The sequence below is a fragment of the Burkholderia sp. AU33803 genome (assembly GCF_002223095.1).
Lineage (GTDB): Bacteria > Pseudomonadota > Gammaproteobacteria > Burkholderiales > Burkholderiaceae > Burkholderia.
This window is the reverse complement of record NZ_NKFJ01000003.1, coordinates 45,621-71,046: the sequence shown is the minus strand read 5'-3', so window position 1 is coordinate 71,046 and position 25,426 is coordinate 45,621. Positions and strand designations below refer to the sequence as shown.

At 66.9% G+C, this 25,426-nt stretch carries 21 protein-coding genes; 3 read left to right on the top strand and 18 right to left on the bottom strand.

The features are described 5' to 3' along the window. Positions 1 to 22 precede the first annotated feature (22 nt). Entirely contained in the window at positions 23 to 4,726 is a 4,704-nt protein-coding gene (locus CFB41_RS01720) for a glutamate synthase-related protein (RefSeq protein ID WP_089455458.1), read from the bottom strand. Between the two features lie 289 nt (positions 4,727 to 5,015). Next, positions 5,016 to 5,729 carry a transposase gene (locus tag CFB41_RS01710; protein ID WP_006477151.1) on the bottom strand — a complete coding sequence of 238 codons (714 nt, stop codon included), beginning with the start codon at positions 5,727 to 5,729 and terminating at the stop codon, positions 5,016 to 5,018. Between the two features lie 193 nt (positions 5,730 to 5,922). Here CFB41_RS01710 and CFB41_RS01705 point away from each other — a divergent pair, with 193 nt between their 5' ends. Beyond that, the gene (locus CFB41_RS01705; RefSeq protein WP_089439057.1) at positions 5,923 to 6,654 is read left to right on the top strand and encodes an OmpW family protein; all 732 of its coding nucleotides are present in this window, start codon (positions 5,923 to 5,925) and stop codon (positions 6,652 to 6,654) included. Between the two features lie 170 nt (positions 6,655 to 6,824). On the opposite strand, the gene ugpQ is transcribed toward CFB41_RS01705, so the two are convergent. The 12 genes from ugpQ to CFB41_RS01645 all read right to left on the bottom strand — a co-directional run bounded on the left by ugpQ (position 6,825) and on the right by CFB41_RS01645 (position 18,946). Beyond that, positions 6,825 to 7,598, bottom strand: a complete 774-nt coding sequence (ugpQ, locus tag CFB41_RS01700) for a glycerophosphodiester phosphodiesterase (protein ID WP_089455522.1) — start codon at positions 7,596 to 7,598, stop codon at positions 6,825 to 6,827. 28 nt (positions 7,599 to 7,626) lie between these two features. Next, positions 7,627 to 8,712 carry a sn-glycerol-3-phosphate import ATP-binding protein UgpC gene (locus CFB41_RS01695; protein WP_089455457.1) on the bottom strand — a complete coding sequence of 362 codons (1,086 nt, stop codon included), beginning with the start codon at positions 8,710 to 8,712 and terminating at the stop codon, positions 7,627 to 7,629. 32 nt (positions 8,713 to 8,744) lie between these two features. Continuing rightward, on the bottom strand, positions 8,745 to 9,590 hold the full coding sequence (gene ugpE, locus CFB41_RS01690) for a sn-glycerol-3-phosphate ABC transporter permease UgpE (protein WP_039366729.1): 846 nt from the start codon (positions 9,588 to 9,590) through the stop codon (positions 8,745 to 8,747). Further along, a complete protein-coding gene (gene ugpA / locus CFB41_RS01685) occupies positions 9,587 to 10,471 on the bottom strand; it encodes a sn-glycerol-3-phosphate ABC transporter permease UgpA (protein ID WP_039366730.1) in 885 nt (294 codons plus the stop codon). Before ugpA ends, ugpE begins: the two co-directional genes overlap by 4 nt. Positions 10,472 to 10,574: 103 nt before the next feature. Next, on the bottom strand, positions 10,575 to 11,909 hold the full coding sequence (gene ugpB / locus CFB41_RS01680; RefSeq protein ID WP_089439054.1) for a sn-glycerol-3-phosphate ABC transporter substrate-binding protein UgpB: 1,335 nt from the start codon (positions 11,907 to 11,909) through the stop codon (positions 10,575 to 10,577). A 90-nt stretch (positions 11,910 to 11,999) separates the two neighbouring features. After that, complete coding sequence (locus CFB41_RS01675) at positions 12,000 to 13,208, bottom strand: deoxyguanosinetriphosphate triphosphohydrolase (protein ID WP_089424315.1); 1,209 nt, start codon at positions 13,206 to 13,208, stop codon at positions 12,000 to 12,002. Between the two features lie 41 nt (positions 13,209 to 13,249). Further along, positions 13,250 to 14,329 (bottom strand): 3-dehydroquinate synthase, encoded by a 1,080-nt coding sequence (aroB, locus tag CFB41_RS01670; RefSeq protein ID WP_089455456.1) that lies wholly within the window; start codon positions 14,327 to 14,329, stop codon positions 13,250 to 13,252. Then, a complete protein-coding gene (locus tag CFB41_RS01665) occupies positions 14,326 to 14,880 on the bottom strand; it encodes a shikimate kinase (RefSeq protein WP_089424313.1) in 555 nt (184 codons plus the stop codon). Before CFB41_RS01665 ends, aroB begins: the two co-directional genes overlap by 4 nt. 40 nt (positions 14,881 to 14,920) lie before the next feature. Then, positions 14,921 to 16,552: a type IV pilus secretin PilQ gene (locus CFB41_RS01660; RefSeq protein ID WP_089455455.1), complete on the bottom strand. Its 1,632-nt coding sequence runs from the start codon at positions 16,550 to 16,552 to the stop codon at positions 14,921 to 14,923. Next, positions 16,549 to 17,418, bottom strand: a complete 870-nt coding sequence (locus CFB41_RS01655; protein ID WP_089455454.1) for a pilus assembly protein — start codon at positions 17,416 to 17,418, stop codon at positions 16,549 to 16,551. Before CFB41_RS01655 ends, CFB41_RS01660 begins: the two co-directional genes overlap by 4 nt. After that, entirely contained in the window at positions 17,415 to 18,023 is a 609-nt protein-coding gene (locus tag CFB41_RS01650) for a fimbrial protein (RefSeq protein WP_089455453.1), read from the bottom strand. Before CFB41_RS01650 ends, CFB41_RS01655 begins: the two co-directional genes overlap by 4 nt. Continuing rightward, complete coding sequence (locus tag CFB41_RS01645; protein WP_089455452.1) at positions 18,020 to 18,946, bottom strand: competence protein ComA; 927 nt, start codon at positions 18,944 to 18,946, stop codon at positions 18,020 to 18,022. The genes CFB41_RS01650 and CFB41_RS01645 overlap by 4 nt, the downstream gene beginning before the upstream one ends. A gap of 220 nt (positions 18,947 to 19,166) precedes the next feature. Here CFB41_RS01645 and CFB41_RS01640 point away from each other — a divergent pair, with 220 nt between their 5' ends. Beyond that, entirely contained in the window at positions 19,167 to 21,557 is a 2,391-nt protein-coding gene (locus CFB41_RS01640; RefSeq protein ID WP_179243602.1) for a penicillin-binding protein 1A, read from the top strand. A 90-nt stretch (positions 21,558 to 21,647) separates the two neighbouring features. Here CFB41_RS01640 and cyaY read toward each other — a convergent pair whose 3' ends face one another. Continuing rightward, a complete protein-coding gene (gene cyaY / locus CFB41_RS01635) occupies positions 21,648 to 21,977 on the bottom strand; it encodes an iron donor protein CyaY (protein WP_069246934.1) in 330 nt (109 codons plus the stop codon). A 36-nt stretch (positions 21,978 to 22,013) separates the two neighbouring features. Here cyaY and CFB41_RS01630 point away from each other — a divergent pair, with 36 nt between their 5' ends. After that, a complete protein-coding gene (locus tag CFB41_RS01630) occupies positions 22,014 to 22,289 on the top strand; it encodes a lipoprotein (protein WP_089455451.1) in 276 nt (91 codons plus the stop codon). A gap of 78 nt (positions 22,290 to 22,367) precedes the next feature. Here CFB41_RS01630 and msrQ read toward each other — a convergent pair whose 3' ends face one another. The 3 genes from msrQ to ccsB all read right to left on the bottom strand — a co-directional run bounded on the left by msrQ (position 22,368) and on the right by ccsB (position 25,422). Further along, positions 22,368 to 23,057 (bottom strand): protein-methionine-sulfoxide reductase heme-binding subunit MsrQ, encoded by a 690-nt coding sequence (msrQ, locus tag CFB41_RS01625; protein ID WP_089455521.1) that lies wholly within the window; start codon positions 23,055 to 23,057, stop codon positions 22,368 to 22,370. Positions 23,058 to 23,077: 20 nt separating this feature from the next. Further along, complete coding sequence (gene msrP / locus CFB41_RS01620) at positions 23,078 to 24,073, bottom strand: protein-methionine-sulfoxide reductase catalytic subunit MsrP (protein ID WP_089455450.1); 996 nt, start codon at positions 24,071 to 24,073, stop codon at positions 23,078 to 23,080. Positions 24,074 to 24,231: 158 nt separating this feature from the next. Further along, positions 24,232 to 25,422: a c-type cytochrome biogenesis protein CcsB gene (gene ccsB, locus CFB41_RS01615; protein ID WP_089455449.1), complete on the bottom strand. Its 1,191-nt coding sequence runs from the start codon at positions 25,420 to 25,422 to the stop codon at positions 24,232 to 24,234. Positions 25,423 to 25,426 lie beyond the last annotated feature (4 nt).

Below are 25,426 nucleotides of genomic sequence, written 5' to 3'. Positions count from 1 at the left end.
CATTCGCTATGTCGTTCGTCGCTCAGGCGGCCAGTTCTTCCTTCGCCGCCTTCTTCGCACCGATCTCGCCCAGCGCGCGCTTGTATTCGTGCGGGAACACCTTCACGAACTGGCGGCGCGCCGCGTCCCAGTTTTCCAGCAGCGACTTCGCGCGCGGCGAACCCGTGAACTGGAAATGACGCTCGACGAGCCCCTTGAGCAGCGCTTCGTCCGTCGTGCCTTCGTGCCAGAGCGCGCGGTCGACCGTGCGCTCCTGCTCGGCCTGCTGCAGCACCGGCTCGAGCGCGACCATCGACTTGTTGCACTTCGCCGCGAACGTGCCTTCCGGATCGTAGATGTACGCGAGACCGCCCGACATGCCGGCCGCGAAGTTGCGCCCGGTCTCGCCGAGCACGACGACCGTGCCGCCCGTCATGTATTCGCAACCGTGGTCGCCCGTGCCTTCGACGACCGCCGTCGCGCCCGAGTTGCGCACGCAGAAGCGCTCGCCCGCCACGCCGCGGAAGAACGATTCGCCTTCGATCGCGCCGTACATCACCGTGTTGCCGCAGATGATGTTTTCCTCGGACTTGCCGCGGAAGTCGTTGGTCGGGCGGATGATGATCCGGCCGCCCGACAGGCCCTTGCCGACGTAGTCGTTGCCGTCGCCGACGAGGTCGAGCGTCACGCCCTTCGCGAGGAACGCGCCGAAGCTCTGGCCGGCCGTGCCCTTCAGCTGGATGTGCACCGCGTCGTCGGCCAGGCCCTCGTGGCCGTGCTTCTTCGCGATCACGCCCGACAGCATCGCGCCGACCGTCCGGTTCACGTTGCGCACCGGCTGGATGAACGACACATGCTCGCCGTTCTCGATCGCGGCCTTCGCCTTCTCGATCAGCACGTGGTCGAGCGCGCGCTCGAGGCCGTGATCCTGCACGTCGACGTGACGCGGCGCGACGTCCTCGCATTCTTCCGGCTGGTAGAACACGCGCGAGAAGTCGAGGCCCTTCGCCTTCCAGTGCTCGATGCCCTTGCGCGTGTCGAGCAGGTCGGCGCGGCCGATCAGGTCGTCGAACTTCGCGACGCCGAGCTGCGCCATGATCTCGCGCACTTCCTCGGCGACGAAGAAGAAGTAGTTCACGACGTGCTCGGGCTGGCCCTTGAACTTCGCACGCAGCACCGGATCTTGCGTCGCGACGCCGACCGGGCACGTGTTCAGGTGGCACTTGCGCATCATGATGCAACCTTCGACGACGAGCGGCGCCGTCGCGAAGCCGAATTCATCCGCGCCGAGCAGCGCGCCGATCACGACGTCGCGGCCCGTCTTCATCTGGCCGTCGGCCTGCACGCGGATGCGGCCGCGCAGGCGGTTCAGCACCAGCGTCTGCTGCGTTTCGGCCAGGCCGAGTTCCCACGGCGTGCCCGCATGCTTGACCGACGACAGCGGCGACGCACCCGTGCCGCCGTCATGGCCGGCGATCACGACGTGATCGGCCTTCGCCTTCGCGACACCGGCCGCGACCGTGCCGACACCCACTTCCGACACGAGCTTCACGGAGATGCTCGCGCTCGGGTTCACGTTCTTCAGGTCGTGGATCAGCTGCGCCAGATCCTCGATCGAGTAGATGTCGTGGTGCGGCGGCGGCGAGATCAGGCCGACGCCCGGCACCGAGTAACGCAGCTTGCCGATGTATTCGGACACCTTGTGGCCCGGCAGCTGGCCGCCTTCGCCCGGCTTCGCGCCCTGCGCCATCTTGATCTGGATCTGGTCGGCCGACGCGAGGTACTCGGCGGTGACGCCGAAGCGGCCCGACGCGACCTGCTTGATCTTCGAGCGCAGCGAATCGCCATCCTTCAGCGGAATGTCGCTGACGATTTCATCGCCGATCACCGACTTCAGCGTCTCGCCCGACTTGATCGGGATGCCGCGCAGTTCGTTGCGGTAACGCTTCTCGTCTTCGCCGCCTTCGCCGGTGTTCGACTTGCCGCCGATCCGGTTCATCGCGATCGCAAGCGTTGCGTGCGCTTCGGTGCTGATCGAACCGAGCGACATCGCGCCCGTCGCGAAGCGCTTGACGATGTCCTTCGCCGGTTCGACGTCGTCGATCGGGATTGCCTTGGTCGGCTCGACCTTGAACTCGAACAGGCCGCGGAACGTCATGTGACGCTTGGTCTGGTCGTTGATCAGGTGCGCGTATTCCTTGTACGTCTGGTACGAGTTGCTGCGCGTCGCGTGCTGCAGCTTCGCGATCGAATCCGGCGTCCACATGTGGTCTTCGCCACGCACGCGGTACGCGTACTCGCCGCCCGCGTCGAGCATGTCGCGCAGGACCGGGCTGTCGCCGAACGCGTCGCGGTGCAGGCGGATCGCCTCTTCCGCGACTTCGAACAGGCCGATGCCGCCGACCTTCGACGCCGTGCCCTTGAAGTACTTCTCGACGAGGTCGCTCGACAGGCCGAGCGCTTCGAAGATCTGCGCGCCCGTGTACGACATGTACGTCGAGATGCCCATCTTCGACATCACCTTCTGCAGGCCCTTGCCGACCGCCTTCGTGAAGTTGTAGACGGCCTTCTCCGGCGACAGGTCGCCCGGCAGCCCTTCGGCCATCTTCGCGAGCGTTTCCATCGCGAGGTACGGGTGCACGGCTTCCGCGCCGTAGCCCGCGAGCAGCGCGAAGTGGTGCGTTTCACGCGCGGAGCCCGTCTCGACGACGAGGCCCGTGCTCGTGCGCAGCCCTTGCTGGACGAGGTGCGAGTGGATCGCCGACGTGGCGAGCAGCGCCGGAATCGCGACATGCTCGGCGTCCGTCTTGCGGTCCGACACGATCAGCATGTTGTAGCCCGACTTCACCGCGTCGACGGCTTCCGCGCACAGCGACGCGAGGCGTGCTTCGATGCCTTCCTTGCCCCACGCGACCGGGTAGCAGATGTTCAGTTCGTATGCGCTGAACTTGCCGCCCGTGTACTGGTCGATCGCGCGGATCTTCGCGATGTCCTTGAAGTCGAGCACCGGCTGCGACACTTCGAGACGCATCGGCGGGTTGATGTTGTTCGTGTCGAGCAGGTTCGGCTTCGGGCCGATGAACGACACGAGCGACATGACCATGTTCTCGCGGATCGGGTCGATCGGCGGGTTCGTGACCTGCGCGAACAGCTGCTTGAAGTAGTGATAGAGCGTCTTGTTCTTGTTCGACATCACCGCGAGCGGCGAGTCGTTGCCCATCGAACCGACGGCTTCCTCGCCCTGCTGCGCCATCGGCGCCATCAGGAACTTCAGGTCTTCCTGCGTATAGCCGAACGCCTGCTGGCGGTCGAGCAGCGCGGCGCCCTGCGTGCGGCCGGCCGCGACTTCCTCGGCCTTCGGCTCGATCTCGTCGAGCTTGATGCGCACGGCGTCGATCCAGCTCTTGTACGGCTTCGCGTTCGCGAGGTTGTCCTTCAGTTCCTTGTCGTCGATGATGCGGCCGTGCTCCATGTCGATCAGGAACATCTTGCCCGGCTGCAGGCGCCACTTTTTGACGATCTTCGATTCGGGGATCGGCAGCGTGCCGGCTTCCGACGCCATGATCACGAGATCGTCGTCGGTGACGATGTAGCGCGCCGGACGCAGGCCGTTACGGTCGAGCGTCGCGCCGATCTGGCGGCCGTCGGTGAACGCGATCGCGGCCGGGCCGTCCCACGGCTCCATCATCGCGGCGTGGTATTCGTAGAACGCGCGGCGGTTCTCGTCCATCAGCGTGTGCTGTTCCCATGCTTCCGGGATCATCATCATCACCGCGTGCACGAGCGGGTAGCCGGCCATCACCAGCAACTCGAGACAGTTGTCGAACGACGCGGTATCCGACTGGCCCGGGTAGATCAGCGGCCACAGCTTCGGCAGGTCGTCGGCGAGCACGTGCGACGCGATCGCGCCGGTACGCGCGTTCAGCCAGTTCACGTTGCCCTTCACGGTGTTGATCTCGCCGTTGTGCGCGATCATCCGGTACGGGTGAGCCAGCTCCCACGCCGGGAACGTGTTGGTCGAGAAGCGCTGGTGCACGAGCGCGAGCGCCGACACGACGCGCGTGTCCTGCAGGTCGCGGTAGTACACGCCGACCTGGCCCGCGAGCAGCAGCCCCTTGTAGACGATCGTGCGCGCCGACATCGACGGCACGAAGTATTCCTTGCCGTGCTTGAGCTTCAGCGCCTGGATGCGGTGGCTCGCGGTCTTGCGGATCACGTACAGCTTCCGCTCGAGCGCGTCCGTCACCATGATGTCCTTGCCGCGGCCGATGAAGATCTGGCGGATCAGCGGCTCACTCGCCTTGACCGTCGGCGAAATCGGCATCGCATGGTCGACCGGCACGTCGCGCCAGCCGAGCACGACCTGGCCTTCGGCCTTCACCGTCCGCTCGAGCTCCTGCTCGCATGCGAGACGCGACGCGTTTTCCTTCGGCAGGAAGATCATGCCGACCCCATATTCACCCGCCGGCGGCAGATTCACGCCCTGCTTCGCCATTTCCTCGCGATAGAACGCGTCCGGAATCTGGATCAGGATGCCAGCGCCGTCGCCCATCAGCGGATCGGCGCCGACCGCGCCACGGTGATCGAGGTTCTCGAGGATCTTCAGACCCTGCTGAATGATCTCGTGGCTCTTCTTGCCCTTGATGTGAGCGACGAAGCCGACGCCACAGGCGTCGTGTTCGTTTTGCGGGTCATACAGACCTTGTGCGGCGGGCACCGCGGCGAGCGGCTGCTGGTGGTCGTTCATGGGGACACCGTCGTAAAGGGGGCCTGGAGGCCGTTGAACCATTTTCTTGTTGCCGTCGATCCCGCTCCCGGCGGGAGACGGCGCGGCCGACCGTGGATGGGCATGCTTCGCCCGGGCCACCGGAATTCGGAATATACGCGACGAATCAAAGGAATAGCAACAAAAACCGCTTGATCGAACCCCAATAAAATGGATGCCTCGATCTGGTGCCGTTTTATTAGGGCCGTATCGTTTTGGTGCAAAAAGAAGCGGCGCCCGCAGCGCCGCCTCCTGAACCGCCGTTCCTGCTTTACTGCTGGATCGGCGGCGTGTTTTCACGCACCTTTCTGGGGCGTCCGCGCGGCAGCGGCGACACGCGCCGGTTCGCGGTACGTGCGGCCCATTCGCGATAATTCTCGCCGCCGAGCACCCAGCCCTTCAACGTCGCCTGCTGCAGCTGGTCGGCCTGGCGCTCGTCGAGCGGCTGCTCGCACAGCTCCTTGTACGCGCGCTGGCGGTCGAACGGCGTATTGCCGAGCGCCCAGTAGAGCGGATGGTCGGTGATCAGGCTGTCGACGGTGAGCCCGACGTGGTGCCGGTAGCTCGACCAGCGATAGGCCTCGGGCGTCGCGACGAGCTGCGCGCGCACCGGGCTCATCTCGACCACGCGGCTCGCGAGCAGGAAATAGCGCTCGCCTTCGATCACGGTCGCGCGATAGCGGCCTTCCCACAGGGTGCCGCGCCGCGAGTAGCGGCGGTTGAAATGCGCGACGTAGCGGCGACCGACGGCCTGCATCGCTTTCGGCAGGCTCGCTTCGTCGCTCGGCGTCACGAGCAGTTGCACCTGGCGCGGCAGCAGCACGTAGGCGTGCACCGACAGGTGATGATCGCGCGCGGCGGCCTTCAGACAATCGATGAAGAGTTCGTAGTCCTGGTCGTCGACGAACGCGGGTTGCTGATCCAGGCCGCGCAGTATCACGTGCTGCGGCTGGTCGGGAACGTAGAGTCGTGCTAACCGTGCCATGCTGAATGTCCGTTTGAACGCGTTAGGAAATACCCGGGGGTCCGAAATTGCGCACCTGCGTAGAATGCCTTTCCCCGCGGGGCGCGAAAGCGTACGGTCGTACGAAACCTAGGGAGAAAACTCTAACTTACGAGCTTGTTTGGTTTTAAACGCAGTCGTCATAATGAGCACGCCTTTGATCGGAGGAGACACAATGAAACGAAAACTGGCCATTACGGGGGCCGCAGCGCTCGCATTCGCTTTCGCGGGCGGTACGGCACATGCACAATCCGCAGGTGATTTCTACGTCAGCACCGGCTGGTTCCACCTTGCGCCGCAGGACAGCAGCGACCCGCTGTTCGTCTACGGCGTAGGCGGCACGCCCATCAACCAATCGATTCCCAACACCGGCGCCGGCATCAACGACGCCGATACGCTTGGACTCGCAACGGGCTACTTCATCACCGACCATATCTCCACCGAGCTCGTTATGGGGATACCGCCGAAGTTCGACATTACCGGCAAGGGTCAGTTCGATAGATTCGGCGTACTCGGCCGTGCGTACCAGTGGAGCCCCGCCGTATTGCTGCGCTACCACTTCAACGACGCCAACGCGAAGTTCCGTCCGTATGTCGGCATCGGCGCGACGTACGTCTGGTTCACCGGTGCAAAGATCACGAACAGCAGCTTCGAGAACGGCGTGCTCGGCGGCCCGACCAGCGCCACGACCAGCAACCAGTGGGCGCCTGTCTTCAACGCCGGCTTCACGTACAACTTCACGAAACACTGGTTCGCAGGCCTGTCGCTCTCGTACATCCCGGTCAGCGTGACGGCGACCTTTACGACGGCCCGCCGGACGCCGGTCGGCACGCTGACGGAAACGTCGAAGGCCCACATCTCGCTGAACCCGATCGTCACGTACCTGAACGTCGGCTACCGCTTCTAAGCGTAGTCGAATATTTGGGGAATGGTTAATCCTGCTGCAATTTGTAGCGGATTTTTCCTGGCGTAACGTCTCCACGATGCAAAACGCCCCGGCGGAAATCCCGTCGGGGCGTCGTTTTTTCGCGTCAGGCACGTTCCGCGCAAGGGTTTCGCCGGCCGTCGGCGCGGCCGTCAGGGGATGGCGATGTCGTCCAGCGCATCGGGCGCGATCAGGTCGATGCGATCCGTGCAGACCGCATCGACACCCCAGCGCGCGAGTTCGCGTGCCCGTTCGAGGTCGTTCACCGTGTAAACCAGGATGCGCAGCCCGGCCGCCTTGATCGCGCGCACGAGCGGTTCGTCGAGCTGTTTGTGGTCTGCATGCAACGAAACGCAGCCGAGCACGCCGACGACTTGCGCATGCCAATCGTCCGGCACGGCCTCGTAAAGCATCCCGCGCGGCAGCGCAGGCGCAGTCGCGCGTGCCTGTTGCAGCGCATCGAACGAGAACGACGACAGGAGCGGCGGAACCGCGGCATCACGCCAGTACGCAGCCGCGTCGGCCGCCACGCGCTGCCCAGTCTCAATCTCGCGCCCCGGGCACGGCTTGATCTCGACATTCGCTGCCAGCCCGTGGGCGAGGCAGCGCGCCGCCGCCGCCTCGAGCGTCGGCATCCGCTCGCCCGCGAAGCGCGCGTCGCGCCACGTGCCCGCATCGAGCGCGGCCAGCGCCGCATAACGCATGCCCGCCGCCGCGCCGTGACCGTTCGAGGTCCGGTCGACCGTGTCGTCGTGCAGCAGGAACGTCACGTCGTCGGCCGACAGCTTCGCGTCGAACTCGACCATCCGGTGGCCACGGCGCGCGCCCTCGTCGAGCGCGGCGAGCGTGTTCTCCGGTGCGAGCGTGCCGCCGCCGCGATGGGCGACGACGCGCGGATAAGGCCACCAGTCGGTACGGGTCGTCATCGTCGGTCTCTCGGCAAGGTCGGCAGGTTCAGCCGGCACGCTTGCCGGTCTCGGGATCGAAGAAATGCAGCCGGTGCGCGGGCAGCGCGGCCGCCAGCGCCGTGCCGCGCGCCGGGCGGTCCGCGTGCGGCAGGCGCACCGCGACGTCGTGACTGCCCCACCGGCCGTGCGCGAGATTGTCCGCGCCGAGCAGCTCGCACGAGTCGACCGGCAGCGTCGCCTGCGCGACGCCCGGCTGCGGCGTCATGTGCTCGGGACGCACGCCGAGCACCCAGTCGCGCCCGGCGGCGATCTCGCGGCCGATGCCGGGGGCGCCCGCGACCGGCAGCGCCGGGCCACCGCCCGCGACCGTAAACGTCGCGCCGTCGTCCGACAGCCGGCCGTGCATCAGGTTCATCGCGGGCGAGCCGATGAAGCCCGCGACGAACACCGTCGCCGGCTTCTCGTACACGTCGACCGGCGCGCCGATCTGCTCCGCGTAGCCGCGGTTCATCACGATCACGCGCTGCGCGAGCGTCATCGCCTCGATCTGGTCGTGCGTCACGTAGACGCTCGTCGTCGCGAGCCGCGCATGCAGCCGCTGGATCTCGAGCCGCATCTGCACACGCAGCTTCGCGTCGAGGTTCGACAACGGCTCGTCGAACAGGAACACCGACGGCTCGCGCACGATCGCACGCCCCATCGCGACACGCTGCCGCTGGCCGCCCGACAGCTCGCGCGGCCGCCGCGCGAGCAGCGGCTCGAGTTCGAGGATCTTCGCGGCAGCCGCCACCCGCGCGTCGATCGTCGCGCGCTCGATCCCGCGGATCTTCAGCCCGTAGCCCATGTTCTGCGCGACCGTCATGTGCGGGTACAGCGCATAGTTCTGGAACACCATCGCGATGTCGCGATCCTTCGGCTCCAGCGCGTTGACGACGCGCTCGCCGATCGCGATCTCGCCGTCCGTCACCGTCTCGAGCCCCGCGATCATCCGCAGCAACGTCGACTTGCCGCAGCCCGACGGGCCGACCAGCACGATGAATTCGCCGTCGGCGATCTCCACGTCGATGCCATGCAGCACGTGCTGCTTGCCGTCGTAGGATTTCCTGACGCCCTTCAAGCTCAGCGCAGCCATTCTTGGTCTTTCTCCCGGTTGCCGTCCGTCATTCATTTCTCGGAATCGACGAGGCCGCGCACGAACCAGCGCTGCATCGCCAGCACGACGACGAGCGGCGGGATCATTCCCAGCAGCGTCGCCGCCATCACGTATTGCCATTCGGTCGCGGCGTCGCCGCTTGCGATCATCGTCTTGATACCCACCACCGCCGTTGACAGCGACGCCTCCGTCGTGATCAGGATCGGCCACAGATACTGGTTCCAGCCGTAGATGAACGTGATCACGAACAGCGCCGCGATGCTCGTCTTCGACAGCGGCAGCACGACGTCCCAGAAGAACCGCAGCGGCCCCGCGCCGTCGATGCGCGCCGCATCCATCAGCTCGTCGGGCAGCGTCATGAAGAACTGGCGGAACAGGAACGTCGCGGTCGCCGATGCGATCAGCGGCAGCGTGAGCCCCGCGTAGGTGTTCGTCAGGTGCAGCGTCGACACGACCTGCACGGTCGGAAAGATCCGCACTTCCACCGGCAGCATCAGCGTGACGAAGATCAGCCAGAACGCCGTGTTGCGGAACGGGAAGCGGAAATAGACGATCGCGTACGCGGAGAGGATCGACACCGCGATCTTGCCCACCGCGATGCCGAGCGCCATCGCGAAGCTGTTTACGAGCAGGCGGCCGAACGGCGCCGTCGTGCCGCCACTGCCGTGCCCCCAGATGTACGCGACGTTCTCGAACAGGTGCGTGCTCGGCACGAGCGACAGCGGCACCGTGAACACTTCCTGCGCGTTCATCGTCGCCGCGCAGAACGCGACGTAGACGGGAAACACGATCAGCACCACACCGGCGATCAGCACCGCGTGGCAGAACAGGTCGAAGCCCTTGCGATTTTCGATCATGCGTATTGCACCCTGCGTTCGACGAAGCGGAACTGGATCACCGTGAGCCCGACGACGATGATCATCAGCACGACCGACTGCGCGCCCGAGCTGCCGATGTCGAGCCCCTGGAAGCCCTCCGCGAAGATCTTGTAGATCAGCGTCTTCGTGCTCTGCGCCGGGCCGCCGCCGGTGGCCGCGTCGATCACCGGGAACGTGTCGAAGAACGCGTAGACGAGGTTCACGACCAGCAGGAAGAAGCTGGTGGGCGACAGCAGCGGCAGCACGATGTTGAAGAAGCGCCGCACCGGCCCGGCGCCGTCGATCGCCGCCGCCTCGATCAGCGAGCGCGGAATCGCCTGCAGGCCCGCGTAGAAGAACAGGAAGTTGTAGCTCACCTGTTTCCATACCGACGCGAGCACGACGAGGAACATCGCCTGCCCGCCGTTCAGCGCGTGGTTCCACACGATGCCGCTCTTCGCGAGCGCATAGGTGATCAGGCCGATGCTCGGGTTGAACAGAAACGCCCACAGCACGGCGGCGATCGTCGGCGCGACTGCGTACGGCCAGATCAGCAGCGTGCGGTACACGCGCGCGCCGCGAATCACGCGATCGGCGCACGCGGCGAGAATCAGCGACACGACGAGCCCGCTCACCGTGACGAGCGAGCTGAACACGAGCGTCGTGCGGAACGAATCGAGATACAGCGGATCGGCGAACAGGTGCGTGAAGTTCGCGAGGCCGACGAATTCGCTCGACGTGCCGAACGCATCCTGCATCTGCGTCGACTGCCACAGCGCGACGCCGGCCGGCCACAGGAAGAACACGGCGGTGATCGCGAGCTGCGGCGCGATCAGCAGGTACGGCAGCAGGCTCGTACCAAAACGGGAACGGGATTGCATCGCGGATATCCGGTCAGGCGTAACGGAAAGGGGGTCGTGCCGCCGGCCGGCGCACGCATCCGGACAGGACGCGACGCGGCCGGCGGCACGGTGCGATGCGGGCTCAGCCGCCCGACTTCTCGAAGCGGCGCAGCAGTTCGTCGCCGCGCGACGCGGCCGAATCGAGCGCGTCCTTCGGCGATTTCTTCTGCGCCCAGACCTGTTCGAATTCCTCGTCGACCACCGTGCGGATCTGCGGCATGTTGCCCAGGCGCAGCCCCTTCGTGTACGGCAGCGGCGGCTTGTTCAGCATCTGCTTGATCGCGGTTTCGGCGCTCGGGTTCTTCGCGTAGAAGCCCTGCTGGCGCGTGAGGTCGTACGCCGCGGTCGTCACGGGCAGGTAGCCCGTGTCCTGGTGCCACTTCGCGGCGACGGCCGGCGACGCCAGATACGCGAGGAATTTCGCGACGCCCTTGTAGGTCGCCGGATCCTTGCCCGCCAGCACCCACAGGCTCGCACCGCCGATGATCGCGTTCTGCGGCGCGCCCTTCACGTTCGCGTCGTACGGCATCATGCCCGTGCCGTAGCTGAACTTCGCGAACTTCTGCACGTTCGCGAGCGCGCCCGACGACGTCGTCAGGATCCCGCAGTCGCCGCTGTAGAACTTCGCCGACGCTTCATCCTTGCGGCCCGCGTACGTGAACGTGCCGTCCTTCGCCATCTGCTGCAGGAACGAGATGTGAGCGATCTGCTGCGGCTTGTTGAATTCGAGCACCGCGTCGGTACCGTCGAAGCCGTTGTTGCGGCTCGCGAACGGCAGCCCGTGCCACGCGCTGTAGTTCTCGAGCTGGATCCAGCCCTGCCAGCCGGTCGTGAAGCCGCATGCCATCCCCGACTTGCGCAGCTTCTCGGCATCGGCCTGCACGTCGGCCCACGTCTTCGGCGGCTGGTTCGGGTCGAGGCCGGCCTTCTTGAACGCGTCCTTGTTGTAGTACAGCACCGGCGTCGAGCTGTTGAACGGCATCGAAACGAGATGGCCCGTCTTGGCGTCGCTGTAGTAGCTCGCGATGGTCGGCACGAACGCCTTTTCGTCGAGCGGCACGCCGGCCTGCTTGAACACGTCGTAGACCGGCACGACGGCCTTCTTCGCCTGCATCATCGTGGCCGTGCCGACTTCATAGACCTGGAGGATCGCCGGCGCGTTGCCGCTGCGATAGGCGGCGATGCCGGCCGCGAGCGCCTGGTCGTAGGTGCCCTTGAAGACCGGCACGATCTTGTAGTCGCTCTGCGACGCATTGAACTGGTCGGCGATCGCATTGACCCGCTCGCCGAGCGCGGCCTCCATCGCATGCCAGAACTGGATTTCCGTCGCGGCGAGCGCCACGTGCTGCATCCCGAACATCAGCGCGCCGCCGAGCGCGATCGAACGAACCAGTGTCCCCGCAGGCTTCTTCTTCATCGACCTCTCTCCTATGAAAACGTTACCAACAGCGTCTGCAACATTCCCGTCGCCATTGAACCGGCGAAGTCTAGTGATCGTTTGTGACAGTCAGTTGTCGCCGATGACGAACAGGCGCTGATACTCCTTCAGCGCGAAGCGGTCGGTCATGCCGGCGATGTAGTGCGCGACGAGGCGCGGCTGCTGCGCGGTGTCGTCGGACTGATACGGCGGCGGCAGCAGGCGCGGATCGTCGATGAACGCGTCGAACAGGCCGGTGACGACGCGCTGCGCCTTGCTCGCCATGCGCATCACCTTGTAGTGGCGATAGAGGTTCTTGAAGAGGAAACGCTTGAGGGCGGCCGCTTGCGCAGCGACCGTTTCGCTGTGCGACACGAGCGGCGGCGCGGCGCGCACGTCGTCGAGCGATGCGGGCGCGACACGCGCGAGATTGCGCGTCGTCTCGTCGATCAGGTCGACGATCAGCGTGTTGATGATGCGGCGCACCGTCTCGTGCACGAGGCGGCGGCCTTCGAGGTGCGGGAATTCGGCGAGCGCCGCCTCGTAGTGGCGCTGCCACAGCTCGACTTCCGCGAGCTGCTCGATCGTGATCAGGCCGGAACGCAGGCCGTCGTCGACGTCGTGGTTGTTGTACGCGATCTCGTCCGCGATGTTGGCGAGCTGCGCTTCGAGCGACGGCTGGCGGCCCTGCAGGAAGCGCTCGCCGAGCGCGCCGAGCTTGCGCGCATTCTCGCGCGAGCAGTGCTTCAGAATGCCTTCGCGCGTCTCGAAGCACAGGTTCAGCCCGTCGAACGCGCCGTAGTGCTCCTCGAGCTCGTCGACGACCGCCAGGCTCTGCAGGTTGTGCTCGAAGCCGCCATGCTCGCGCATGCAGGCATTCAGCGCATCCTGCCCGGCATGGCCGAACGGCGTATGCCCGAGGTCGTGCGCGAGCGAGATCGCTTCGACGAGATCCTCGTTCAGGCGCAGGTTGCGCGCGACCGAGCGCGCGATCTGCGCGACTTCGAGACTGTGCGTGAGGCGTGTGCGGAACAGGTCGCCTTCGTGATTGACGAAGACTTGCGTCTTGTATTCGAGCCGGCGGAACGCGGTCGAATGGACGATGCGGTCGCGGTCGCGCTGGAATTCGGTGCGCGCCGCCGGCGGTGCTTCCGGATGGCGACGGCCGCGCGACTGCGACGCGTGTGCGGCATACGGAGCGAGATGGGCTTCCAGCGCCGCCAGCGTCGGCGGCTCGGCCACCGGCGCAGCTGACGCGTGGCCGGCTTCGGGCAGTGTGCTGCTGGATGTCTCGCTCACGTCTCCTCCATGTCAGGGGCGCCGGGGCATCCGGGCCGCCGTTAGCGGGTGGTCTGCGCCAGTGTGGCGAACACGGCTTCGTCCGGCGCCTGCGTGATCAGCGTATCGCCGAATCGCTTCAGCAGGATGAACTTGATCGCGCCGGCCTCGGCCTTCTTGTCGACGCGCATCAGGTCCATATAGCGCGCGTCGCCGAGCGCGGGCCCGCGGGTCGGCAGGTGCGCGGCCGCGATCACCGCATCGAGGCGCTGCCGCGACGCTTCGTCGAGCAGGCCGAGCCGCACCGACAGGTCGCCCGCCATCACCATCCCGCAGCCGACCGCTTCGCCGTGCAGCCACTCACCATAGCCGAGCCCGGCCTCGATCGCGTGGCCGAACGTGTGGCCGAAGTTCAGGATCGCGCGCAGGCCGCCTTCGCGTTCGTCGGCCGCCACCACGCTCGCCTTGATCTCGCACGAGCGCTTCACCGCATGCGCGAGCGCAGCCGGGTCGCGACGGTTCAGCGCGTCGACGTTCGCCTCGATCCAGTCGAAGAATTCCGCATCGGCGATCGCGCCGGTCTTGATGATCTCGGCGACGCCGGCCGCCAGTTCGCGGTCGGGCAGGGTCGTCAGCGCGCCGATGTCCGCGATCACGGCCTGCGGCTGGTAGAACGCGCCAATCATGTTCTTGCCGAGCGGGTGGTTGATGCCCGTCTTGCCGCCGACCGACGAGTCGACCTGCGACAGCAGCGTCGTCGGCACCTGGATGAACGGCACGCCGCGCATGTAGCACGCGGCCGCGAAACCCGTCATGTCGCCGATCACGCCGCCGCCGAGCGCGACGAGCGTCGTCTTGCGATCCGCGCGGTCGGTCAGCAGGCCGTCGAAGATCAGGTTCAGCGTTTCCCAGTTCTTGTACGCCTCGCCGTCCGGCAGCACGACCGTCGACACGCGCTTGCCGAGCGGCGCAAGCGCCGCACGCAGCGCGTCGCCGTAGAGCGGATCGACCGTCGTGTTCGTGACGATCGTGACGGACGAGCCCTTGATATGCGGCGCGAACAGCTCGGCGCGGCCGATCAGGCCGACGCCAATGTGAATCGGATAGGCGCGGTCGCCCAGGTCGACGTTGACAGTAATCATGCTTGTAGCGGCTTGGCGATGACGCCGGCCAGTTCGAGTTGCATCAGCACCATGTTGACGAGACCGTTGACCGACGGACGGCCGGTCTCGATGACGAAATCCGCGCATTCGCGGTACAGCGGGTCGCGTACCTCGTACAGCGCTTCGAGACGCCCCTTCGGATCTTCGGTCTGCAGCAGCGGGCGGTTCTTGTCCTTGCGCGTGCGCAGCCACAGATCGTGCGGATTGGCGCGCAGGTAGACGACGATGCCGTGGTTTTTCAGGCAGTCGCGGTTTTCCGGGCGCAGCACCGCGCCGCCGCCCGTCGCGAGCACGATGTTCTCGCGCTGCGTGAGATCGGCGATCACCTGCGTTTCGCGATCGCGAAACCCGGCCTCGCCCTCCATCTCGAAGATCACCGGAATGCGCGCGCCCGTGCGGGCCTCGATTTCGTGGTCGGAGTCGAAGAACGTCCTGTCGAGACGACGCGCGACCGCACGGCCCACGGTGGTCTTACCCGCTCCCATAAGGCCGACGAAAAATACGTTTGCATGTGGGTCCCGCGCTTGCAACGGCTTCCTCTGCTTCAATCTTGCTGGTGTGTGGCGCAGCTTACTGGCAAAGCGGCTGCCTTGTCGAGCCTGCGTCGGCGGCTTCCGTCCCCGTTTTTTCGGCATCCGTGCTGACCGCGCCGCGCGCATTGCAGCGCGCATCGACGACGGTCGGCGTGATGAAAACGACCAGTTCGTTACGTTGATCGCGTTGCGCGCGGTGCCGAAATAGCGCGCCCAGAAACGGTATTTTGCCCAAGAGCGGCACGCGCGTCACATCGTTCCGGTTCAGTTGTTCATAGATCCCGCCGATCGCGACCGTCCCGCCGTTCTCGACCTCGACGCGCGTCTGGACGTGCTTCGTATGGATCGCGGGGCCGGCCGCCGTCGGCTCGCCGATGCTGTCCTTCGTCACGTCCAGGTCGAGCACCACGCGCCCGTCCGGCGTGATTTGCGGCTCGACCTCCAGTTTGAGCGTGGCCCGGCGGAACTGCACGCCGCTCACGCCGTTCCCGACCTTCGCCTGGTAAGGCAACTCCGAGCCCTGTTCGACGATGGCCTTGACGCGATCGGCAGTCACCACGCGCGGGCTCGACACGATCTGGCCCCGCCCTTGCGCCTCGAGCGCGCTCAGTTCGACGTCGAGCACACGGCTGAGCGGCGCGGCGAACAGCGTGAAGCCGGCGGTTGCCGCTTCGAAGCCGCCGAGCGGCCGCGCAGCCAGGTCGAGCGCGTTGCCGGCAACGGTCGTAGACGTGCCGCTCTCGCCCGACGGCGGCCGCTCCCGCGCCCGCAGCGCGACGCGTGCGCCAAGATTGCGCGAAAAACCCTGCTCGCCCTCGACGATGCGGGCCTCGATCCGGACCTGCCGCGACGGCCGGTCAATCGCCTCGATCAGGCTCGCGATCTGGTCGAGACGCGGCGCGAGATCGGTGACGAACAGCAGGTTCGTGCGCGGATCGGCCGCCGCGGCGCCGCGCTTCGACAGCAGGCGCTGGCCGGTCGCGCCGGCCAGCAGTCGCTGCACGTCCTGCGCACGCGGGTAGTGCAGCGCGAACGTCCGGCTCGCAAGCGGCTCGAGATCGGCGGCCCGCGCGTGCATTTCGAAGCGCTCGCGTTCGCGGGCGGCCAGTTCGACCGCCGGCGTGACCCATATCACGGTGCCCCGCCGGGTCATCGCGAGCCCGTGCGTGTCGAGTAGCGTGTCGAAGGCATCGCGCCAACGGACATTGTTCAGACGTAACGTGACGGTGCCGCGCACCTGCTCGCTGACGACGATATTGAGCCCCGTGAACCGCGCGAACGCGTCGAACGCGGCTGCAAGCCCCGCGCCCTGCAGATTCAGCGAGATCCGCCGCGTGTCGTCCGCATCGCCCGGTTGCCGGGCCGCAGCCTCGCCCATCCGGGCCGGCGGCGCCAACAGGATCGGCGGCCCCTCCAGCCCGGGTGCACGGGCGGCGGCCTCCGCTTGCAGCGCCGCGCGAGCCGCCTGATCGAACGGCGGCGGATCGGCCTCCGTCGCTACGGTGTGATCCGCACCGTCCACCGCGCCTTGTGGCAACGGCTGGCCCGGCACCTGCGTATCCAGCGATGCGGCAGGCCAGACGGCCGGCAGTGGCGGCAATGACGCGCTTGCACCGGACGCGGTCAATCCGGCCCAAACGGCGAGCACCCGGCATCCGTGCTTGATCATGGCTGCCTCCCGTCGTCCAGCGTGACCCGGTACGCGCCGTCCGCTGTCGCGAGCGTCACGGCGACGGGATCGACTCGCACCACCCGCGCGACCCCGAGGGTGTCGCCAGGGACCACGGCCGTGAACGCGCCGTCACCGTCGTCGAACAGCGCGAGACCGGTACGCCCGTCGCGAATCGTGCCGGCCAGGCGGACAGCCGCCCCCTCCGCTTCGGACGAACCGGCCTCGCCGAACGGATCGGCGCCGGGCACGTCGGCCAGAACCGACGCCTCCCCGCCCGTGGACGTTGGCGCCGGCAACCCCGGAAACACGTCGACGGACATTTCCACGCGCGCGGCCTCCTTTCCCCGTTCGACACGCAGCGCGGACGGCACAGCCAGAACCGGGAAACGAGCCAGCCCGCCGACCAGCTGCAGCAACGCGTGAAAGCGGCCCTCGGCGACGATGCGCACCGTGCGCCGACCGTCCGGCACCGCGCCATCGGTGCGCAGCGGTTCGATCGATACGTCGCGCAGCCCGCTCGACGCGGCGCGATTTGCCAGTTCCAGCATCAACGCAGCCCATTCCGGCGTACGCGGCGAGCGATCGCCATGTGCCGCCGCCGGTTGCACCCCGCGTTGCCGTGCAGTGGCAGCCAGGACACGCCGCGCGTCGGCCTCCCGCGTCTGCGCCGCGGCGAGCAACGCGCGACTATGCGCGAGCCCGCTCCAGTCGGCAGCATTCGCCAGATGAATGCCGCCCGCCAGCACGGCCGCGAATGCGAGCGCGCAGCCTGCGACGTGCACAGCCGCCGGCGGCACGCGCCGCATGCCGCCCCGCCATCCGTCGCCGCGCAGTGCGAACCGATGCGCGAGCACCGCCGTCATGCGCCACCTCCCGACGCATTCCGGGATGCCATCGCGTCGAGCCAGCGCAGCTGGACCGAGAACCGGAACGGCATCCCGCCTGTCACGACCGGAGCACCGGAAGCAGGCTTCAGTGCATCGATATCGATCCGCCAGCCACGTTGCTCGCGCGCCATCCCACCGAGCCATCGCGCGGCCGCCCGGTAGCTCGCGGCGCGTGCATCGAGCACGGCACCGGCCGACGTCGTGCGCAGCGCGTCGAGCCGGACGGTGCCGTCACGCACCTGCGCCAGCGTGACCAGCAGCCCTGCGACGTGCCGATAAGGCGCGGCGAGCGCGGCCGCCTGCGCGTCGCGTTGCGCGGCAACGGCCGCAGCCTTGGCTGCACGTGTCGCGGCCGCCACCTGCGGCTGCAACTGCCGCAGCCGCGCCTCCACACTCGCGCGCTGGGCATCCACGCGCCACCGCGCCCCGGTGGCGGCGCCCGTCCACAGGCCGGCGCCGAGCACACCGACCAGAATCGCCGCACCGCACTGCGCGGCGCGGCGACGTCGCAACGCCTGCGCCAGCCGCTCGCGGTACGGCAGCAGGTTGAAGCCGCCCGGCTCCGCACGACAGGCCGTCATTCCCACACCCCGCGCAATGCCAGCCCGAATGCGACCGCCCATGCCGGGCCGCCCGGCATGCCGGCGGGCAGGCATGGCTGCCCATTCCAGCCGGTGCAGTCGAACGACACCGCAACCGCGCCGAGCACGTCGCCAATCTCGGCGACGGACGTGTCGAAGCGGGCGATACACCGCTCGTCCCCTGACACGAGTACGCAACACACGGCCCCGAGCGCGCGCTGGCGCAATGCATCGGAAAACGCCCCCGGCACGGCGCCGGACAGCGTCAGCACCGGTACGGCCAACGGGCCGTCAATCCGCCAGCCGTGCACGCCCGAGTCATGAAACCAGAGCGCCGCGTAGGGGCCCGCCTGCGCGTCGGGTTCGAATTGCGCGGCATAGCGCAACGCACGCAGCGCCGCGGCCGACTCGCCGTCGACCACCGTCAGGTCGACACCGGCCTGGGCGGCCACGTCGATCCGCCGTTCGAGCAGCGCCAGCGGAGCCACGGCAATTTCGATCTCGCCGGCTCCCGCGCCGCCGTCCTGCCGCCAGTCGAACGCGAGACTGTCCGGCGCCAGCCCCGAGATGCGTTCGGCCGCCTGCCGCGCGGCGTCCTCGACATCGGCCCGACCGGCCAGGTCGAGCGTCGCGGTGCGCATCTCGTCATCGTGCAACGCCATCACGCCGCGCGTGTCACACCGCACCCCGGCCGCCGACAGCCTCGACACGGCGGCGGCCAGCGCACGCGCAACCGCCGCCCAGCGCGCATCCTCCGGCCCGCCCGCCAACCCGACCGGCTCCCGCTCCAGCCCCTCGACGCACACCTCCGCGCCCCGGCCGCACCGGCTCAGCACGGCCACCCTCACCTCATCCGCACCGACGTCGATTCCCGTCGACCGTTGCCCACCCTGCGCAAACCGCGCTCGCCATCGTCCCGCCATCCCAGCCTCCCGAAATCGTCGCGGCCCATGCCGCGTTTCCGAGACCTGATTCTGCAAATCGGCGCGTGCGGCCGACAGTCGGCCTAACGGCCAGCATCCGCTCGCGACGGCCATGCGCGGGCTATGCTGGAAGCACGCCGGACCGCGTCTTCGCGGCGGGCGCCCCCCGCGTCAGGACCGGTCTTACCGGGCAGCTATAATCGCGGGACTGTTTTCCGGTATGCCTATGCAATCCACGACTCCTACGTCCCCGCCTCCCGCCCCGGAGCCGAAGAAGCGGCCCTGGTGGCAAAAAGTCCTGCTCGGATTCGCCACGATGTGCGTCGCGCTCGTCGTGGCCGGCGGCCTCGTGCTCGGCTATGCGCTCGTCGTTGCGTGGCCGAACATGCCGTCGCTCGACGCGCTGACCGACTATCGGCCGAAGGTGCCGCTGCGCATCTATACGTCCGATCACGTGCTGATCGGCGAATTCGGCGAAGAGCGCCGCGACGTCGTCCATTTCAAGGACGTGCCCGACTCGCTGAAGAAGGCGATCCTCGCGATCGAGGACGCACGCTTCTACGATCACGGCGGCGTCGACCTCACCGGCATCGTCCGCGCCGGCATCGTCGCGCTGACGAACGGCCATGCGTCGCAGGGTGCGAGCACGATCACGATGCAGGTCGCGCGCAACTTCTTCCTGTCGAGCGAGAAGACCTACACGCGCAAGATCTACGAGATGCTGCTCGCGTACCGGATCGAGCGTGCGCTGACGAAGGATCAGATTCTCGAGGTCTACATGAATCAGATCTACCTCGGCCAGCGCGCGTATGGCTTCGCCAGCGCCGCGCGGGTCTACTTCGGCAAGGACCTGAAGGACATCTCGCTCGCCGAAGCCGCAATGCTTGCCGGGCTGCCGAAGGCGCCGTCCGCGTACAACCCGGTCGTGAACCCGAAGCGGGCGAAGGTGCGCCAGGAATACATCCTGCAACGCATGCTCGAGCTGAACTTCATTTCGCGCGAGCAGTACGACGAAGCTTCCGCGCAGCCGCTCGTCGTCAAGGGTCCGGGCCGCGATTTCAGCGTGCACGCCGAGTACGTCGCGGAAATGGTCCGACAAATGATGTACGCGCAGTACCGTGAGGAAACCTACACGCGCGGCTTCAACGTCGTCACGACGATCGACTCCGCAGATCAGCAGGTCGCGTACACCGCGCTGCGCAAGGGCATCATGGATTACGAACGCCGGCACGGCTATCGGGGGCCGGAAGGCTTCATCGAGCTGCCGGCCGGGGCCGACGACCGCGAACAGGCGATCGACGATGCGCTGCTCGAACACCCCGACAACGGCGAACTGATCGCCGCGGTCGTCACGGCCGCCAGCCCGCGCCAGATCACGGTCGCGTTCATCGACGGCAGCAATGCGACGATCGAGGGCGACAACCTGCGCTTCGCATCGGGCGCGCTGTCGGCCAATGCGCAGCCGAATCGCCGCATCCGCCCGGGCGCGATCGTCCGCGTCGTGAAGAACGACGCCGGCAAATGGTCGATCACGCAGTTGCCGCAGGTCGAGGGGGCATTCCTGTCGATCGTCCCGCAGGACGGCGCGATCCGCTCGCTCGTCGGCGGCTTCGACTACAACAAGAACAAGTTCAACCACGTCACGCAGGCGTGGCGGCAGCCGGGTTCGTCGTTCAAGCCGTTCATCTATTCAGCGTCGCTCGACAAGGGCCTCGGGCCGGCCACCGTGATCAACGACGGCCCGCTGTATTTCAGCGCCGCCGAAACGGGTGGCCAGCCCTGGGAGCCGAAGAACTACGGCGGCGGCTTCGAAGGCCCGATGTCGATGCGCACCGCGCTGCAGCGCTCGCGCAACCTCGTGTCGATCCGGATCCTGAACCACATCGGCACGAAGTACGCGCAGCAGTACATCACCCGCTTCGGCTTCGACGCCGAACGCCATCCGGCCTACCTGCCGATGGCACTCGGCGCGGGCCAGGTCACGCCGCTGCAGATGGCGGGCGCGTACTCGGTCTTCGCGAACGGCGGCTACCGCGTCAATCCGTACCTGATCGCCGAAGTCACCGATCCGAACGGCGCGATCGTCGTGCGTGCGCAGCCGCTCGTCGCCGAGCAGAATGCACCGCGCGCGATCGACCCGCGCAACGCGTACGTGATGAACAGCCTGCTGCAGAGCGTCGCGCAGCGCGGCACGGGCGCACGGACCAACGTGCTGAAGCGCACCGACCTCGCGGGCAAGACCGGCACGACGAACGACTCGCACGACGCGTGGTTCGCCGGCTACCAGCACACGCTCGCCGCGATCGCGTGGATCGGCTACGACAATCCGCGCAGCCTCGGCGATCGCGAAACGGGGGGCGGCCTGTCGCTGCCGGTCTGGATCGACTACATGGGCGCCGCGCTGAAGGGCGTGCCCGAGTTCAAGCCGACGATGCCGGACGGCGTCGAATCGCTCGGCGGCGAGTTGTACTTCACCGAGTTCGCGCCGGGCCACGGCTTCGTGTCGACGGTCGGCGTACCGCAGGCACCGGCCGCGCAGAACGTCGACGCCACCGTGCCGCACGTCGACGAGCAGGAAAAGCAGGACATCATGAACCTGTTCGCGCACTGACCACCGGCCGGACATGAAAAAAGCGCCCCGCGGGGCGCTTTTTCTTTGGCACGACGCGTCGACGCGCAGCCCCGGCTTCGGCCCGAGCGGTTACGGCGCGCTGAACGTGATCGGCAGGCCGGCCTGCTGCGTCGCGTATTCGGTGAGCGCCGAGAAAAACTCGGTGCCCGTGCGCGTATCGCGCCATTCGCCGTCGATGAAACGGTAGTGGAAACCGCCCGCCCGAGCGGCGATCCACACTTCCTTCATCGGCGGCTGCAGGTTGACGATGATCTTCGAGCCGTTCTCGAACGTCAGCGTCAGGACGCTGCCGTTGCGCTCCAGATCGATGTCGTGATCGCCGTCGTTGGCGTCGTCGACAGTACGCTCGACGGCCGCCAGCACGGCCTCGGCACGGGTCAGGTATTCGGTATCGGACATGCTAAACTCTATCGGTTCAATTGTTCAGGGACGATCATGCGAGTCGTTTTCCGGATGAGCGCGATTGTAGCGGCTTTGGCGATTCTTGCCGGCTGCGGTCAAAGCGGCGCGCTCTATCTGCCCACCGTGCCTCCGATGCCCAAGCCACTCCAGCAGCAGGACACACCGCCGTCGGACGTGAAGCCGACCGATGAAAACGCGTCGTCCGACAGTGTGCCCGATTCGTCCGGCACGCCGCTCACGCTGTCACCCGAACTGTCGAGCAGCGCATCGTCGATGCCTGCACCGGCGTCGAGCCCGGCCGCGAAGTAACGACGCGCCACCTGCACGGCTCACGAAACAAGGCGATGACTTCCCGGTCATCGCCTTTTGTTTTTTCAGGCTGCGCCGTCACGCGCGCACGCACCGCCATCCCCATGCGATGAGCCGCCAGCCGAGCAGCACGGCGACGATTCCCGCATACAGCTTCGGCTGCGCCAGATTGTGCTTGCCGGCTCGCATCCACCAGAAGTGCAGCACGGCAAACAGTGCGATCGCATAGATCGCGCGGTGCAGCGTCGCCCAGTGGCGGCCCAGGCGGCGCACCATCGCGCGCGGCGACGTGGCCGCGAGCGGAATCAGCAGCACGAACGCGGCAAAACCGACCGTGATGAACGCGCGCTTGCCGACGTCCTTCAGGATCGCGACGACGTCGAACCACTTGTCGAACCACAGGTAGGTCGTGAAGTGCAGCGTCGCGTAGAAGAACGCGAACAGCCCGATCATCCGCCGAAAGCGCAGCAACGCGGCGAACCCCGTCATGCGCCGAAGCGGCGTGACGGCGAGCGTGATGCACAGGATCACGAGCGTCCAGAGCCCGGTCGAGCGCGTGATGAACTCGATCGGATTCGCGCCGAGTCGGTCGGTCAGCCCGAACAGCACGAGGCGCGCGAGCGGATAAAGGCCGGCCGCCAAAACCAGTACCTTGGCCGGTGCGAGCCAGCGCGGCGCGGCGGGACGGACCGCACCCGCCCGGGCGGCACGTGCGGCACCTTGGTCGGCGCCGGCCGTGGGCGCGGCCGTCAGCGTCGAAGGGGGCATGTCGTTTCTCACCATCGCCCTCAGAAATTCTTCTTCAGGTCCATGCCCTGATACATCGACGCGACCAGGTCGCCGTAGCCGTTGAACATCAGCGTCTTGCGCTTCGGCGTGAAAAAGCCGTCCTCGCCGATGCGCCGCTCGGTCGCCTGGCTCCAGCGCGGATGATCGACGTTCGGGTTCACGTTCGAATAAAAGCCGTACTCGTTCGACGCGTACGTGTTCCAGCTCGTCTTCGGCTGCTTGTCGACGAAGCGGATCTTCACGAGCGACTTCGCGCTCTTGAAGCCGTACTTCCACGGCACGACGATCCGCACCGGCGCGCCGTTCTGGTTCGGCAGCACCTGCCCGTAGACGCCCATCGTCAGCAGCGTCAGCGGATTCATCGCCTCGTCCATCCGCAGTCCTTCCGAGTACGGCCAGTCGAGCACGGGCGTCGAGAGGCCGGGCATCTGCGACGGATCGGCCAGCGTGACGAACTGCACGTATTTCGCGTTGCCGGTCGGCTGCACGCGCTTGATCAGCTCGGACAGCGGCACGCCGATCCACGGGATCACCATCGACCAGCCCTCGACGCAGCGCAGCCGGTACACGCGCTCCTCGAGCGGCGCGAGCTTCAGCAGTTCGTCGAGATCGAATACCTTCGGATGCAGCACCTCGCCCTCGACGCTCACCCGCCATGGGCGCGGCCGCAGCGTGCCCGCGTTCTGCGCGGGGTCGCTCTTGTCCGTGCCGAATTCGTAGAAGTTGTTGTAGCTGGTGATGTCCTTGAACGGCGTCACCTTGTCGGCCGCGACGAACTTCGCATTCGTCTTCGCCGCAAGCTTCGCGGCCCGCGCATCGGGCGACGCATAGGCGGCCAATGCTGCGCCGCTGCCGCCGAGCAACCCGCCCGCCGCCGCGAGGCCAGCCGCCTGCAATACGCGCCGCCGGTTCTCGAACACCGCACGCGGCGTGATTTCGTCGGGCGCAATATCGCCGCCGGTCAGTACGTTCCGCAAAGGGCGTTTGATCCACATCGTGCTGCTCCTCCTGCCTGCGCCGCGCGCAGTTTCATGAGCGTTCGACCCGGCCCGTCTTGCGCCGTTCGACGCCCGGACCGCCCGCCCGTTACAAAAGAAAACCGCCGGGCACGCAGTGCACCGGCGGTCTCATAGTCGGACGAGCAGCGGAAATCTTACAGCTTGCCGTAGCTGTGCAGCCCGGACAGGAACATGTTGACGCCGAGGAACGCGAAGGTCGTCACGAGCAGGCCCGTCAGCGCCCACCATGCGGCCACCGTGCCGCGCAGGCCCTTCATCAGGCGCATGTGCAGCCACGCCGCGTAGTTGAGCCACACGATCAGCGCCCAGGTTTCCTTCGGGTCCCAGCTCCAGTAGCCGCCCCATGCTTCCGCGGCCCACAGCGCGCCGAGGATCGTTGCGACCGTGAAGAACGCGAAACCGACCGTGATCGACTTGACCATCACGTCGTGAAGCACGTCGAGCGTCGGCAGGCGATCGGCGAGCACGCCGCGCTCCTTCATCAGGTACGCGACCGACACCATCGCCGACAGCGCGAAGCTGCCGTAGCCGATGAAGTTCGCCGGCACGTGGATCTTCATCCACCAGCTTTGCAGCGCCGGCACGAGCGGCTGGATCTGCTGCGCGTCGCGCGCGACCGAGTACCACATCAGGAAGCCCACGGCCGCGCTGATCACCAGCAGCACGAACGCGCCGAGCGCGCGCGTGCCGTAGTGGCCTTCGTAATACAGATAGAGCAGCGCGGTGATCAGGCTGAACAGCACGAACACTTCATACAGGTTCGATACCGGAATGTGCCCGACGTCCGCCCCGATCAGGTAGGACTCGTACCAGCGCACCATCAGACCGGTGAAGCCCATCAGCACGGCGACCCACGTGAGCTTCTGGCCGATTGCGGAGCCCGACTCCGAGCGCGCGAGCAAGCCGATCCAGTAGAAGATCGTCGCGAGCACGAACAGCGCGCTCATCCACAGGATCGCCGATTGGCTCGACAGGAAGTATTTGAGGAAGAACGCCGAATCGGCGCGCGCGAGATCGCCCTGGTAGATCTGGATCGACAGCAGCGCCAGCACGGCGATGGACGCCATCATCAGCCGCGCGGGCTTCCAGCGCCAGCCGAGCGCGATGAGCGCCGGCACGGTGCCGATCATCACCGCCTTGTCGTAGTAATCCATGTGCGCGTTGTAGTGCACGAGCGCATAGCCCGCGCCCACCACGAGCGCCAGTGCGAACAGCCAGTCGAGCAACGACAGGCGCGCGAGGAACGGACGGTCGTCGAACAGCGGCGCCGTCACCGGAGCCTGGGCCGACGCCCGATGGGAAGAGGAGACTTGCGTGAGATCCATGATG

Coding starts and splice junctions, on each gene's coding strand:
- CFB41_RS01640 (WP_179243602.1), top strand. CDS start 19,167: ATGCCTATGCAATCCACGACTCCTACGTCCCCGCCTCCCGCCCCGGAG.
- ugpQ (WP_089455522.1), bottom strand. CDS start 7,598: ATGACGACCCGTACCGACTGGTGGCCTTATCCGCGCGTCGTCGCCCAT.
- ugpA (WP_039366730.1), bottom strand. CDS start 10,471: ATGCAATCCCGTTCCCGTTTTGGTACGAGCCTGCTGCCGTACCTGCTG.
- CFB41_RS01645 (WP_089455452.1), bottom strand. CDS start 18,946: ATGGCGGGACGATGGCGAGCGCGGTTTGCGCAGGGTGGGCAACGGTCG.
- msrP (WP_089455450.1), bottom strand. CDS start 24,073: ATGTGGATCAAACGCCCTTTGCGGAACGTACTGACCGGCGGCGATATT.
- CFB41_RS01710 (WP_006477151.1), bottom strand. CDS start 5,729: ATGGCACGGTTAGCACGACTCTACGTTCCCGACCAGCCGCAGCACGTG.
- cyaY (WP_069246934.1), bottom strand. CDS start 21,977: ATGTCCGATACCGAATACCTGACCCGTGCCGAGGCCGTGCTGGCGGCC.
- aroB (WP_089455456.1), bottom strand. CDS start 14,329: ATGATTACTGTCAACGTCGACCTGGGCGACCGCGCCTATCCGATTCAC.
- ugpB (WP_089439054.1), bottom strand. CDS start 11,909: ATGAAGAAGAAGCCTGCGGGGACACTGGTTCGTTCGATCGCGCTCGGC.
- ccsB (WP_089455449.1), bottom strand. CDS start 25,422: ATGGATCTCACGCAAGTCTCCTCTTCCCATCGGGCGTCGGCCCAGGCT.
- CFB41_RS01630 (WP_089455451.1), top strand. CDS start 22,014: ATGCGAGTCGTTTTCCGGATGAGCGCGATTGTAGCGGCTTTGGCGATT.
- CFB41_RS01720 (WP_089455458.1), bottom strand. CDS start 4,726: ATGAACGACCACCAGCAGCCGCTCGCCGCGGTGCCCGCCGCACAAGGT.
- CFB41_RS01650 (WP_089455453.1), bottom strand. CDS start 18,023: ATGACGGCCTGTCGTGCGGAGCCGGGCGGCTTCAACCTGCTGCCGTAC.
- msrQ (WP_089455521.1), bottom strand. CDS start 23,057: ATGCCCCCTTCGACGCTGACGGCCGCGCCCACGGCCGGCGCCGACCAA.
- CFB41_RS01695 (WP_089455457.1), bottom strand. CDS start 8,712: ATGGCTGCGCTGAGCTTGAAGGGCGTCAGGAAATCCTACGACGGCAAG.
- ugpE (WP_039366729.1), bottom strand. CDS start 9,590: ATGATCGAAAATCGCAAGGGCTTCGACCTGTTCTGCCACGCGGTGCTG.
- CFB41_RS01660 (WP_089455455.1), bottom strand. CDS start 16,552: ATGATCAAGCACGGATGCCGGGTGCTCGCCGTTTGGGCCGGATTGACC.
- CFB41_RS01655 (WP_089455454.1), bottom strand. CDS start 17,418: ATGACGGCGGTGCTCGCGCATCGGTTCGCACTGCGCGGCGACGGATGG.
- CFB41_RS01705 (WP_089439057.1), top strand. CDS start 5,923: ATGAAACGAAAACTGGCCATTACGGGGGCCGCAGCGCTCGCATTCGCT.